General features: G+C 65.2%; 9 protein-coding genes. 4 read left to right on the forward strand and 5 right to left on the reverse strand.

The annotated features are described in order from the left end of the window. Nucleotides 1-53: 53 nt before the first annotated feature. From A3E77_RS14235 to A3E77_RS14245, 3 genes are all read right to left on the reverse strand, one after another. Nucleotides 54-2297 (reverse strand): TonB-dependent receptor, encoded by a 2244-nt coding sequence (locus A3E77_RS14235; RefSeq protein WP_088474319.1) that lies wholly within the window; start codon nt 2295-2297, stop codon nt 54-56. A 96-nt stretch (nt 2298-2393) separates the two neighbouring features. Continuing rightward, nucleotides 2394-3707, reverse strand: coding sequence for a zinc-binding metallopeptidase family protein (locus tag A3E77_RS14240; protein ID WP_088474318.1), 1314 nt, complete (start codon nt 3705-3707; stop codon nt 2394-2396). After that, nucleotides 3704-4447, reverse strand: coding sequence for a GntR family transcriptional regulator (locus A3E77_RS14245; RefSeq protein WP_088474317.1), 744 nt, complete (start codon nt 4445-4447; stop codon nt 3704-3706). Before A3E77_RS14245 ends, A3E77_RS14240 begins: the two co-directional genes overlap by 4 nt. A 130-nt stretch (nt 4448-4577) precedes the next feature. On the opposite strand from A3E77_RS14245, the gene A3E77_RS14250 reads away from it, so the two are divergent. Then, nucleotides 4578-5588 carry a serine hydrolase domain-containing protein gene (locus A3E77_RS14250; RefSeq protein WP_011542780.1) on the forward strand — a complete coding sequence of 337 codons (1011 nt, stop codon included), beginning with the start codon at nt 4578-4580 and terminating at the stop codon, nt 5586-5588. A 724-nt stretch (nt 5589-6312) separates the two neighbouring features. On the opposite strand, the gene ligD is transcribed toward A3E77_RS14250, so the two are convergent. Both ligD and ku read right to left on the reverse strand, forming a co-directional pair. After that, nucleotides 6313-8826 carry a DNA ligase D gene (ligD, locus tag A3E77_RS14255; protein ID WP_293647073.1) on the reverse strand — a complete coding sequence of 838 codons (2514 nt, stop codon included), beginning with the start codon at nt 8824-8826 and terminating at the stop codon, nt 6313-6315. A gap of 1 nt (nt 8827) precedes the next feature. Beyond that, nucleotides 8828-9688: a non-homologous end joining protein Ku gene (ku, locus tag A3E77_RS14260; RefSeq protein WP_293647075.1), complete on the reverse strand. Its 861-nt coding sequence runs from the start codon at nt 9686-9688 to the stop codon at nt 8828-8830. A 200-nt stretch (nt 9689-9888) separates the two neighbouring features. Here ku and A3E77_RS14265 point away from each other — a divergent pair, with 200 nt between their 5' ends. From A3E77_RS14265 to A3E77_RS14275, 3 genes are all read left to right on the forward strand, one after another. Continuing rightward, entirely contained in the window at nt 9889-10470 is a 582-nt protein-coding gene (locus tag A3E77_RS14265) for an ANTAR domain-containing response regulator (protein ID WP_293647077.1), read from the forward strand. Next, complete coding sequence (locus A3E77_RS14270) at nt 10467-11678, forward strand: CmpA/NrtA family ABC transporter substrate-binding protein (protein ID WP_293647079.1); 1212 nt, start codon at nt 10467-10469, stop codon at nt 11676-11678. Before A3E77_RS14265 ends, A3E77_RS14270 begins: the two co-directional genes overlap by 4 nt. Before the next feature lie 249 nt (nt 11679-11927). Then, a complete protein-coding gene (locus A3E77_RS14275; protein ID WP_293647081.1) occupies nt 11928-13163 on the forward strand; it encodes a nitrate/nitrite transporter in 1236 nt (411 codons plus the stop codon). Nucleotides 13164-13165 lie beyond the last annotated feature (2 nt).

Raw genomic sequence — 13165 nt, forward strand, 5'->3', positions numbered from 1 at the left:
CGTTACACGTTTCGAAAGGAGGCGCCGCAGAATCCGGCGCGGTGGCCGCCGGATCAGAAGGAGATACGTCCCTCGACCCCGATTACTCGCGGCTGGCTGTAGCGGTTGATCGTCGGCGCCTGCGCGACATAGTAGACCTTGTCGAAGAGGTTGTTCGCGAAGGCGCTGATGCTCACCTTCCCGAACTCGACCCCGACGCGCAGGTTGACGAGCACATAGTCGTCGAGGTCGACCGAGGTCGCGGTCAGCTCCTGCTTTCCGCCCCATTGGCCGCTGACGAGGATGTTGCCGGTCAGCGAAACATCGTTCGCGACGGGGTAACGGAGGTTGAGGTTGGCCGCGGCGAGCCAGTCGGGCACCTGCGCAAGGTCGAGTCCGTCGTACCGCCCGCTCTTCACCTTGCCGCCCTGCCGCGACCCGCTAAGCGCCAGACGACCGTTGCCTTCGCCCAGATCGAAGCCCTGGCTGTATTCGGCTTCGATGCCCCAGCTCTTCGCATCGCCGGCGTTGGTGAGATAACTCACCGCTGCGACCGGACAGGTCGGGTTGGTCAGCGCGCAGCCGTCGTCGACCTGCGCGATCAGATCCTGAAGCTCGGTATAATAGCCCGCGACCGCGAAATAGCCGCGCCGCACCGGGCTGCCCTTTACGCCAATCTCGTAGCTGGTGCTGTTTTCGTTGCCGAACAACACCTGCACCGGGCTCGGCGCGCGCGGGTCGGACAGGCGCGTGTTGAAGCCGCCGGCGCGATAGCTGCTCCCGACCTTGGCATAGGCGAGGATGTCGGAGGTCAGCTTATAGGACAGCGTCGCGTTGTAGGAGAGATTGTTGGCGGTGATGCTATCGTCGATGATCCGCGACGGCCCGCCGGTCGGGAGCCCCGTCCCGAGATCATAGAGCCGCGCGGTGATGCTGCGACTGTCGCGCGTATAGCGCAGTTCGCCGGTGACATTGAGGCTGTCGGTCAGGTCGAAGCCGAGCGAACCATAAGCGGCATAGCTTTCGAAATGGAGCCGCGCGGGCGCGATATTGCCCGGCGACGGGTTGGCGAGCGTCGGCGTGCGCGTCGTCGTCACCGAAAAATCGCTGTCGAGGAGGAGCATTTCCGCGCCCACCAGCCAAGTCAGCCGGTCGTTCGATCCGCTGACATGGATGTCCTGCGAGAAATTGTCGGTCGTATCCACCACATAGGACGCGCTGCCCGGGTCGAGCGGGGTCAGCGGCCCGACTTCGCCCGCGGCGCGCGCACGCGCCAGCTCGGCAACACTGACCGCATCATTGTCGAGATCATATTCGCTGTGCCGCTTGCGGAAGGACGTCGTCGAGGTGAGGTCGGCGCCGCCAAGATCGACGCGCACGATCGCCTGCAACCCGTCGACGTCCTGCGAGGCCCGCGGTGCGGTGCTCCACGGATAGCGGAAACGGTCCTGGATATAGCCGCCCGGAAAGCCCGGCGTGCCGGCCGGAATGAAGATCTGATAATGGATAGACGGCGTCGTCAGGCGCTGCGTCTCGGCCATGATCACCGCGTCGACCGGTCCGCGCTTCAGGCGGATCTGCCCGCGCAGGCCATGCCCCTTCTGCCGGTCGAAATAGACGTCATTGTCGGGGTTGTAGAAAAAGCCCTTGTCCTGTTCGACCAGGTCGCCGCTGATCCGCGCCGCGATCCCGTCGCCCAGCGGTACGTTCACCGCACCCTGCAGTTGCAGGCTGTTGTTCTCGAACCCGTATCGCGCGCTTGCCCAGCCCGACAGGTCGAATTCGGGCTCGGCCGATATGATGTTGATCGCGCCGCCGACCGCGTTGCGGCCGTATAGCGCGCCCTGCGTCCCGCGCAGCACCTCGACGCGGCCGATGTCGAGCATGTCGAGGCGGGTGAAGTTGCGCCCGCCGACCGGACCGCCGGCGATATAGGCGCCGCCCCGATAGAGGCCGACGCTCGGGTCGCCGTTGGTCGCGCGCGCCGTCGACGACGCGCGGATCGAAATTTCGGACGTGATCGACGAGCTGAGATTGTTGAAGCGCACGCTCGGCTGGTCGGCGAGGAGCTCGCCGCTTCCGGTCGCCCCGCCGCGATCGTTGAGCGACGTCGCGTCGATCACCGATGCCGCGGTCGGCACGTCGGAAAGGCGTTCCTCGCGGCGCCGCGCGGTGACGACGATCGCGCCGTCATCGCCCGCTTCCGCCGCCGTATCGGCCGGAAGGGCCTCGGGAGCCCGATCCTGGGCCGAAGCAGGCGCGGCGGCCGCCACCCAGAGCGCGGCCGTGCCGAAAAGAAGCTGCGCCTTGCGTCCCATAAATCCCTCCCATGTCGTTATTGCAATTATTATCGATAATTTTGTGCATATGGCGACGCGAGTCAAGCCGGAAACTCGCCCTCGCGGCGACGCCGGTCAGCGGCGGACGGGAATGATGGCGGTGAGGAAGTCGCGAACCGCTCGCGCCGTAGCGGCAAGCGGCGCGGGCGCGACGACCGAAAGATTGTCGGTCGGCGCGTGATGATGGCGGTGCGCGCCGAAAATTCCGGCATGATGCGGATAGCCGGCCTTGACCACTTCGGAGAGTTCGCCCGCGACCCCTTCGGTCGAGGGATAAGCCATCTCCAGTCCCGGCAACCCCCTGAAATCCGACCGGGCGCGATCGACAAAGGCGGCCGAGGTCATCAGGAAGCGGAAGGGATCGGCGCTCGGCAACGGCAACAGGCGCCCGGGCATGTCCTGATAGTCGCGCGTCGCGACATTGGCGCCGAGATGCAGCCAGAGATCGGTGTCGGCAGGCGGCGGCCCGACCTTTTCGACGATATGGCTGGCACCCAGATTTTCATATTCATGCCCGCTGTTGCAGACGAAGAGCAGGCTATGATCGGGGAAGGCGCGCGGCATCCATTCGGCGAGCGCGAGCCAGATCGCGAAACCCGGCCCGCGTTCGCCCGCGCAATCGGTCCAGCCCGAGCGCGGGGTCGAGACCACGAGCCAGCGGCGCCCCTTGCGCACGCGCCGCGCCACGACATTCTCCGCGACGCGCGAACCGCCCTTCCCGCGCAGCACCAGCATCGCCGGCTGCCCCTGCCGCGCCGCTTCGATGACGGGCGCCGCAAGGCGCGGCGCCAGCAGCGCCAACGGATTGTCCGACAGCGGCGCATCGGCCGGCGCATTGAGGAGCAGCGCCTCGCCGGTGGGCCCTGTGGTCACAAGGATGACCGCGGCCGCGCCCCGCGCCAGCGCATCGGCCAGCGGATCGCGCACCGCCCGGTCGAGCAGGCTCGACCAGCGGCGATACGGCAGCCGCACCACCGCGATCGCGCCATCGAGCCGATCGCTGACCTCCGCAAGCCGCAGCGGCGCCCCGATCCCGCCAACGCCCGTCGGCACGGCGAGCGGCTGCGCCATCAGGGGGATTTTCCGATCGCCGAGCGCCAATTCGCATGTCGCCGCTTCGAACCAGGGCACGTCGAACGACTGGCGCTCGACCGCAAAGCCCGCCGCAGCAAGCCGCCGCGCAGCCCAGTCGGCGGCCCAGCGATCGCCCGCCCCGCCCGACTGCTTATTGCCCGCTTCGGCGTAGGCCTTCACATCGGCGAAAAGCCGTTCGGCCGCGAATATGGCATCATCGCCCCCAGCGGCGAAGGCGGGAGCAGCCTGAAAAGCGATCGGCGCCGCAAGCCCTGCCTTCAGCAGGCTCCGCCGGCCGGCATAACCCCGCGTCACGACGCGCGGGCGCGGCGACGGCCAGGCTTTGCCTTGGTCCGCCGTGCCTTATATTCCGCCAGCGCCTCGGCGAAATTCTGCTGCGATGTGGCAATCAGGTCGCGCGCGACGCGGTCGGCGTCGTCGGGTTCGCGCGCGACGATATGCCGGCAAAGCTGCTCATAGAGCACCGCCGACCGGCGGCCGACCTCGCCCTCGCCGTGCGTCGCGACAAACTCGTCGGTGTAGACATTGTGCTGCCAGCGCGCGAGCAGCGCCAGCCGGTCGAGCAACTCGAGCGCCATCGGCGCATTCGATCGCTTGGCGATGAATCGCCCGATCCGGTTCGAGACCCTGAGATGCTCGGCGGAATTGGTGGTTCGTTCGGTCACATCCTTATATTCGATCAGCCGGTGCATCAGCTCGCGCCCGTCGCGGTCGCTCATCGCCGTGCACGCGAGGCGGCAAACGACCCCGAAGAGCGCTTTCCACAGCTCGTAGATCTCATCCGCCCCATGGTCGTCGACGTCGATCGCATAAGCGCCGCGCCAGGGCACGACCTTGACCAGCCCGATGCTCGCGAGATGCCGAAAGGCTTCGCGAACGGGTGCGTGACTGACTCCAAAGCGCGCCGCAATCTCACGCTCGCGCAGCCACGATCCCGGCGGAATCCGCCATTCGACGATGTCGTCGGTCAGCAACCGTGCGATAACCCGGTCCTGTGTCGGCGCCTGCTCGTCGTCGGTCTTCGTCGCGGCCATTTCCACCCGTTCGGCTCCCTGTCTGCCGGTGCCATCCTAGATCGGGAAAACACGGGAGCAAACGATCATTGAAGTTCGGAATATTATCGATAATAATGATAAAAACAAGCATCGGAATCAGGAGCCGGATTTGAAACGCATTGCCCCCCTTCTCCTGCTCGCGGGCTGCGCAGCAGCCCCGGCGGTGCAGGCCGCCCCCGCTCCCGGCTGTGCCGCGGCGCTGGCCTATTCGTCGGCGCACCAAGGCGTCGCCGTGCTCGTCCTCGAGGACGGGAAGGTCCGCTGCTCCTCCGATGGCGTCTCGACACCGCAGGAACTCTGGTCGGGGACCAAGAGCCTGGTGGGCCTGATGGCGGCAGCGGCGGTCCAGGACAGGCTGCTCACGCTCGACGAACCTGCGTCGGCCACGCTCGCCGAATGGCGCGAGGACCCAAAAAAGGCCGCGATCACGATCCGGCAATTGCTGGCGATGACCAGTGGACAGGCGTCGACCGTCGGTCGGCCACGGGGTTATCTCGACTCGGTGAACGCCCCGCTCGCCGCCGATCCCGGCACGAAATTCCAATATGGCCCCGCGCCGATGCAGATAATCGGCGAGATTATACGCCGCAAGCTGGCCGCCGCAAGCCTTGATGCCGATCCGCGCCGCTATCTCGAGCGCCGCATCCTGACCCCGGTCGGAGTGACGATCGGCGATTGGCGCAATGGACCGGATGGCGCGCCTCTGATGCCGCAGGGGCTGGTACTCGCCGCAGAGCAATGGGCAAAAGTCGGCGAATTCGTGCGCCGCGGCGGCACGCAGGACGGCAAGGCGCTTGTCGATCCCGCGGCCTTGGCCGAGTTGTTCAAAGGAAGCGATGCCAACCCCGCCTATGGCCTGACCTGGTGGCTTCCGCGAGCGAGTCCCTCCGACGATCCTGTGACGCGCTCGACCGACATCGTTGCGCATGCGCCAACGCTCCCGGCCGACCTGGTCGTCGCGGCAGGCGCAGGCGACCAGCGCCTCTACGTCATCCCGTCACGGCGCCTGACGATCGTGCGGCAGGCGAGACTGGATATCGCAGCGCTTGCCGCCGGGAAAAAGAGTGGCTGGTCCGATACACATTTCCTGTCTTTCTTCCTCTCTCCGACCGGCGAATAATGGCCGGTAGGGGTCAGGCAGCTTTGAGACCCAAATCTCAAGAAACGGAAATTCGCCGCAAAACGCTTTCCGATGCCCGGAAAGTAACAGTGTTCCGATCCCACCTTGACGACAGGACCGGATGGGGACGGTCTGCGGCAGACTGCGACCCTGACCACGTAAGAGCTATGCTACCGGTGACCCGCACCAACCCGGCTCGGAGGAAGCATGACGATAACTCTTTCCAATTTTTTGCTCGCGGCTTTCCTTGCGCAGCAGCCGACATTGGTACCTACAACACCGCCCCGCAATGAGTTGGAACGACTCCTTCTTGCTTCTAGCGATGATCAAATAGGGCGCGTCCAAATATGGGTCGATGCCCATGCCGATGATCCCGAGGAGCTGCAACGCGCTTTATCGCAGGCAGGATTCGGACCGCGGTTCAACCACGAGGATTGTTGGTTCCGTCGCTATGAACGAATAGTGAGAACTGATGGAGCGCGAATAACCGCCAACATAAAATTCTGCGATGGCCAAAAGCCGACCGCTTTTGTCATGTTCGGCTACCCGTATCCTACCCGGGCGCCTCTACCAAGCGAACGCTCTGGTATAGCGGTGCCCAAGGCCAAGTTGGAACCGCCGCGGCCCCGCCAGTAGACGCATCGCTGATGGCCGATTGCGGACTGGCAGCTTATGGCCAATGAGATCAAGAAGCAGACGGTTGAGTGATTTCGGGGTTGTACTGTCAAATTGAAGGAAGTGACTGGCTTGCGAAAGCCCACCCCTTGAGGTCGGGGCTTGCCGCGCGGTCGAGAAGCTCTTGGGCGTCCCCAATCGTCCAGGCGCCAGCCTTATCGACATCGGCGAGCGCACCCCAGCCTATCGGTACCGCGACCGGCGCATTTTCGCGCGCGCGCGCCGAATATGGCACGATCGCGGTGCTGCCGCGCTGGTTGCGCAGCCAGTCGATGAAGATCTTGCCCTTGCGTTTCGCCTTGCTCATCGTCGCAACATAGCGGTCGGGCTCGGCGAGGCTCAGCGCTTCGGCAAAGCGTTTGGCGAAATCCTTGTGCGCTTCCCAGCTGTGGCCGGGATCGAGCGGCACGACGACGTGCACACCCTTGCCGCCCGACAGCATCGCAAAGCTGACGAGGCCGATGTCGGCGAGCTGCCGGCGGATGTCGAGCGCGGCCTTTTTGACGTCGGCGAAATCGAGCCCTTCATCGGGGTCGAGGTCGAAGATCAGGCGATCGGGCCGTTCGATCGCATCAACGTGGCTCGCCCAGCCGTGAAATTCGATCGTCCCCATCTGAACGCAAGCGAGGATGCCGTCGCCGTCCTCGACATAGAGATAATCCTCATGGCCCCCGTCCTTCTCCTTGATCGGGACGTGGTGGACATGCACGCCGAAGCTGCCCGAATCATGCTTCTGGAAAAAGCATTTCTTCGCGCGCCCCTGCGGACAGCGGACGAGGCTGATCGGGCGGCGCGCCATGTGCGGGAGCATCAGCGGGGCGATGGCGGCATAATAGTCGGCGAGGTCGCCCTTGGTCGCCTTTGCCTCAGGAAAGATGACGCGATCTCGGCTGCTGATCGTGACGTCGCTTGCCGGTGCAGGCGTGGGCTGTTTCTTCTCGGGGGTCACGTCCTTGGCCTCCTTGTCGCTGCGCAGGCCGAGGAAGCTTGCGTGGCGGACCGATCCGCTCGCGGTGAATTCCGCGAAGGCGATTTCGGCGACAAGTTCGGGCCGGAGCCAATGCGCCTTGCGCGCGGTGGCAGCATCGACGTCGAGCGGGGCCGTCGTGCGTTCGCGCCGCGCGAATTTCCTGGCAAGGTCGGCCATCGTCGCGGCGTCGAAGCCGGTGCCGACATTGCCCTTGTAGACGAGTTCGCCCTTTTCCCGCTGCGCGAGGAGGAGCGAGGCGAAGGGGCGGCCCTTCGCCGACGAGGGGTTCCAGCCGACGATGACGAATTCCTGGCGCCGGGTGCATTTGACCTTGACCCAGTTGCGGCTGCGGCGGCCGGTGTAGGCGGCGTCGGCGCGTTTCGAGATGATGCCTTCCTGCCCCGCGCCGCACATCGCGGCGTAAAGCTTCTCGCCCGCGCCGATGACATGGTCGGCGACCGCGACCGGCGGCGCGGCATCGCGCAGCAGCGCCTCGAGCCGCTCCTTGCGTTCGAGATTGCCGAGCTTGGTGAGCGATTTGCCGCTGAGTTCGATGAGGTCGAAGGCGAAGAAATGGAGGTCGGTGCCCGTGTCCTGCGCGCCATGGCCGCGTTTGAGCACGGCTTGCAGCGACGAGAAGTCGGGGTTGCCATCCTTGCCATAGGCGACGATCTCGCCGTCGATCAGGCAGGGCGGCAGATCGAGCGCGGCGATGTGGCCGACCAGCGGGGCGAATTTGTCGGTCCAGTCGAGGCCGTTGCGTGTGTAGATACGCACGTCCGATCCCGCGGCGGCAATCTGCGCGCGGTAGCCGTCGAACTTGATCTCGTGGAACCAGCCGTTGCCTGCGGGCACCGCATCGACGAGCGTCGCGAGCTGGAGCGGGCGAAATTTGGGCGGCGCGCCCTTGGCTTTGGGCTTCGCAACCTCTTTGTTGTGCGCGGCGGCGGCTTGCATCTTCTTCGTAAAGGCGGCGCCCCTGGCGCCCTTCAGCGATTGTTCGCCGCCTTCGTCGCCCGCAATCTCGGCCATCGTCCGGTCGGTGAGGATGCTCGTCAGATGCCGACCGACCAGATCATCGGGGCCGCCGGCATAGGCGTCGTCGATCTTGCGGAGCAGCCAGTTCTCGCGCTTCTCGCCGGGCCGCGGTTTCATGCGGACGAGCAGCCATTCGCCCTTCATCCTTGTCCCGTCGAGGATGAAATGGAGATGGCCCTTGTCGATGTCCTTCGCGCTCTTGCCCGCGACCGGCTCCCAGGTGCCGCGATCCCACAGCATCACGCTGCCGCCACCATATTCGCCCTTGGGGATCACGCCCTCGAAATCGGCGTAGCTCATCGGATGGTCCTCGGTGCGCACCGCGAGTCGCTTGTCGGCGGGATCGGCGCTCGGCCCCCTGGTCACCGCCCAGCTTTTAAGCACGCCGTCGACCTCGAGCCGGAAGTCGTAATGGAGCCGCGTCGCATCGTGCTTCTGGACGATGAAGCGCCCGCCGTCTGCCTTCGCGCCGGTTTCAACCTTGCCCGCAGGCTCGGGGGTCAGCTTGAAGTCGCGCTTGGCGTTATATTGGGCAAGGGGGTCGGTGCGCGCCATGTCAGGCGCGCTTTCTCGCCGCCGGTTTCTTTGCGGGCGCCTTCTTTGCGGCTGCGGCGGGCGGCTTTTTCTTGCCGTCGACCGATGCTTTCAGCGCCGCCATCAGGTCGATGACGTTCGACCCGCGGTCGGTGGTGGCGGGCTCCTCGACATCTTCCAGCACGCGTTTCCCTTTGGCTTTTGCCTTTTTGGCGACAAGCCGCTCGATCGCATCGACATAATGGTTGCGAAAGTCGCTGGCGTCGAACGCGCCGCTCTTCTTTTCGATCAGCGTTTCGGCAAGGTCGAGCAGGTCGGCGTCGGGTTTGGCATTGCCGACGTCGCGGAAATAATTGGCGGCCTTGTTGACTTCGTCGGCATAGCGCAGCGCCTCCAACACCAGGCCCTTGCCGCAGGGGCGCAGCGCGACGAGCTGTTCCTGCCCGCGCAGCGAAAGCTGGCCGAGGCCGACCTTTTTCGTGCGGCGGAGCGCCTCGCGCAGCACGATATAGGCTTCTTCGGCCAGTTCGTCGGCGGGGACGACATAATAGGGCTTGGCATAATAGAGGATGTCGATGTCGCCGGCATCGACGAACTGGACCAGCTCGAGCGTGCGCTTGCTCTCCAGCTTGACCGCCTCGATCTCCTCCTCGTCGAGCAGGACATAATTGCCCTTCGACAGCTCGAAGCCCTTGACGATGTCGTCATGATCGACCGCGCCGATGCCGGGCACGGTCTTTTCATATTTGACCGGCTTTCCACTCGGTTCGTGGATCTGGCGAAAACTGACCGCGGCGCCCGATTTGGTCGCCGAATAGATTTCGACCGGGATCGACACCAGCGCGAGGCGGATCTGGCCCTTCCAGTATGCGCGTGCAGGCATCGTTGATTTCCTTCCGCAAGGAAAATGCCTGAACCGATTTGACGTTCCATGCGAACGCGGATCAACCGACGCGGATTGGCCGATAGCTGCCTGACGGCTTTGAGCTCAAAATGTCAAATAGCGGCCATTCGGCAGCAGATATCCATAGAAAAGCTGAAACCTGCTAGCAGATTTGTGCGCTGCAGCGTAAAGCCGCCGTCATGAGGATCGCGATCATCGACACCAGCACGACGCGCGCTGCCATCATTTCGGATGGGCTGCGCGAGGCTGGGCTCGACGACCTGGTCTTGATCGACACCGCGGGTCCGCTGGCCGCCCAGATCGAAGCGGCACAGCCAGAAGTCGTCCTGATCAACCTCGAAAACCCCAGCCGCGACCTGCTCGAGGATTTCTTCGCCATGTCGCGCGCGCTGGCGCGGCCGATCGCGATGTTCGTCGATCAGAGCGATGCCGAGGCGACGGGCGCCGCAATTGATGCCGGGGTGTCGGCCTATGTCGTCGACGGGCTGTCAAAACAGCGAATCAAGCCGGTGATCGACCTCGCGATCCGTCGCTTCCAAGCCTTTTCGCGGCTGCAACGCGAGCTCGACGAAGCGAAAAATGCCCTCGTCGAACGTGCGGCGATCGATCGCGCCAAGGCGATCCTGATGAAACGGCGCGCGATCGACGAACCCGCCGCCTATGCCTTGCTGCGCGGTCAGGCGATGCGCACCAACCGCCGCATTTCGGAAATAGCGGAAGCGATCGTGACCAGCGACGCACTGCTGGGAGACATGGAATGACCGCCGAGACCTTCCGCATCGGCTTCCTGCCGCTGGTCGATGCCGCGCTCCCGATTCTGGCGCACGAGCTGGGTTTTGCAGCGCGCGAAGGCGTACAGATCGAGCTGGTCCGCGACATGACTTGGGCGACGGTGCGCGACCGTCTGCTCTATGGCCATACCGATGCCGCGCACATGATCGCACCGCTGGCGATCGCCACTGCGCTTGGCCGCGATCGGCCGGCGGTGCCGATGGCGGTGCCGTTCGTGCTGGGGCTCAACGGCAATGCCGTGACCTTTTCCACCCAGCTCGCCAAGGATGTCGGGCTGGGCGACACGCTGGGCGATCCCGCCACAATCGGCGCGGCGCTGCAGCGCGTGGCGGCGGCGCGTAAAATTGCGGGCAAGCCGCTGCGCTTTGGCGTTGTGCATCGCTATTCGAGCCATAATTATATGCTGCGATACTGGCTCGCGGGGGTGGGCATTCGTCCCGACCTCCATATCGATATTGTCGTTACCAGCCCTCCCTTTGCCGCCGATGCGCTGGCCGCGGGCGAGGTCGACGGCATTTGCGTCGGCGAACCCTGGAACTCGATCGCGGTCGAACGCGGCGTCGGCCATATCGCGCTCGCCACTGCGCAGATCTGGCGCCGCGGCGTCGAAAAAGTGCTCGCGCTGCGCGACGCCGTCGTCGATGAGCGCCGCGATGCGGTCGAGGCGCTGCTCCGCGCACTCCACGCTGCCGCCGCCCATTTCGTCGAACCCGGCACCGCCGAGGACAGTGCCGACATCTTGTCACGCCCCGAATATCTTAACGCGCCGCGCGATGCGGTGCTGCGCGCGATCACCGACCGCGTCCGGCTGACCCCGGGCGGCGACGCGATCCACTATCCCGATTTCATGTTCCAGCACCGTGAAGCCGCCAATTTCCCGTGGCGCAGCCAGGCGGCGTGGCTCTATTCACAAATGCTGCGCTGGGACGCGGCGCCCTATTCGAGCGCCGACGCCGCCACTGCGGCCGCGGTGTTCCGCCCCGACATCTATCGCGCCGCGCTCGCCGGATCGGGAGCACCGCTGCCGGGGGCGAGTTCGAAGCTGGAGGGCGGCATCGATACCCCGCTTGGGGCCGGGTCGGTGCAGGGGCGCCTGCTGCTCGGTAGTGATCGGTTTTTCGATGGCCGCGCCTTCGATCCCGACGATATTCAGGGCTATCTTGCCGATCTTCCTTAGTTTTTATTTTATGCTGCACCTGCGAAATAACCGCTTGCGGTGAGGCCCCGAATCAGGCAGCTTAAGGGCACTCGGCATTGCTGCCGGGGCAGGATAAAGCGGCTACGGCTCCAACGACGGGGCCGGTCCGCGCGGCAGGCGGGAAGCCTTTTCCCGTAATCCAACAGGCAATGAAGCCGTCAGGATGCGCCCGCGTGGCCGCCGTCCTGGCGGCTTTTTTTATTGCCCGTCACACGAAGGGGACGGACGATGACGATGGCACATGCAGGGGCGACCACCGCGCCCAAATCGAATTTCTGGTCCAGCGGGCACTGGCCGACGCTGGTCGCCGCCTTTCTTTATTTCGACCTCGCCTTCATGGTGTGGGTGCTGCTGGGACCACTGGCTCCCGCAATTTCCGCTGACCTCGGACTCAGCCCGGCACAAAAAGGGCTGATGGTCGCGGTGCCGACGCTCGCCGGGGCGCTGCTGCGCGTCGTCAACGGCCTGCTCGTCGATCGCATCGGCCCCAAGCGCGCCGGGGCGATCAGCCAGGTGATCGTGATCGCCGGGCTGTTCCTCGCCTGGTTGATGGGGGTGACCAGCTTCACCGGCACGCTCGCGCTGGGTGTGGTGCTCGGCTTTGCCGGTGCCAGCTTTGCCATCGCGCTGCCGCTCGCCAGCCGCTGGTACCCGCCCGAGCATCAGGGCAAGGCGATGGGCCTTGCCGGAATGGGCAATTCGGGCACCGTCCTCGCGGCGCTGTTCGCGCCCGGTCTCGCGGTGATGTTCGGGTGGAACGCGGTGCTCGGCCTCGCCTGCATCCCGCTTTCCATCGTCTTCTTTATCTATCTGGTCATGGCGAAGGATGCGCCCAACGCGCCCGCACCCAAAAAGCTGGTCGATTACTTCCAGCCCCTCAAGACGGCCGACGCCTGGTGGCTGATGGCCTTTTACTCGGTGACCTTCGGCGGCTTCGTCGGGCTGGCCGCATCGCTGCCGATCTATTTCACCGACCAGTTCCACCTGACCCCGGTGATGGCGGGCTATTGCACCGCGGCGTGCGTCTTTGCCGGGTCGCTGGTACGGCCGATGGGGGGCGCGCTCGCCGACCGGATCGGCGGGGTCAAGGCGCTGATGATGGTCTTCGTCGTCGCGGCGCTGGCGCTCGCCGGGGTGCCGCAGGCGGACACCCTGCCCGCCGCACTTGGCCTGTTCGTGATCGCGATGCTCGCGCTCGGCACTGGCAATGGGTCGGTGTTCCAGCTCGTGCCGCAGCGTTTTTCGGCCGAGATCGGCGTGATGACCGGGCTGGTCGGCATGGCGGGCGGCATCGGCGGTTTCTATCTCGCCTCGTCGCTCGGCTTTGCCAAGCAGTGGAGCGGCAGCTTTGCGCCGGGCTTCTACATCTTCGCCGGACTGGCCGTTGTCGCCTTGGTCGGCCTGCTCTTCGTCAAGAGCCAGTGGCGCGCGACCTGGGGCGCCGCAGAAGGCGTGCGGATCTAGTC

This window comes from Sphingopyxis sp. RIFCSPHIGHO2_12_FULL_65_19, from assembly GCF_001830555.1.
Classification (GTDB): domain Bacteria; phylum Pseudomonadota; class Alphaproteobacteria; order Sphingomonadales; family Sphingomonadaceae; genus Sphingopyxis.

Bases quoted from the DNA above. Each gene is read 5' to 3' on its own strand.
- A3E77_RS14265 (WP_293647077.1), top strand. From the start codon at position 9,889: ATGAGGATCGCGATCATCGACACCAGCACGACGCGCGCTGCCATCATT.
- A3E77_RS14245 (WP_088474317.1), bottom strand. From the start codon at position 4,447: ATGGCCGCGACGAAGACCGACGACGAGCAGGCGCCGACACAGGACCGG.
- A3E77_RS14235 (WP_088474319.1), bottom strand. From the start codon at position 2,297: ATGGGACGCAAGGCGCAGCTTCTTTTCGGCACGGCCGCGCTCTGGGTG.
- ligD (WP_293647073.1), bottom strand. From the start codon at position 8,826: ATGGCGCGCACCGACCCCCTTGCCCAATATAACGCCAAGCGCGACTTC.
- A3E77_RS14275 (WP_293647081.1), top strand. From the start codon at position 11,928: ATGACGATGGCACATGCAGGGGCGACCACCGCGCCCAAATCGAATTTC.
- ku (WP_293647075.1), bottom strand. From the start codon at position 9,688: ATGCCTGCACGCGCATACTGGAAGGGCCAGATCCGCCTCGCGCTGGTG.
- A3E77_RS14270 (WP_293647079.1), top strand. From the start codon at position 10,467: ATGACCGCCGAGACCTTCCGCATCGGCTTCCTGCCGCTGGTCGATGCC.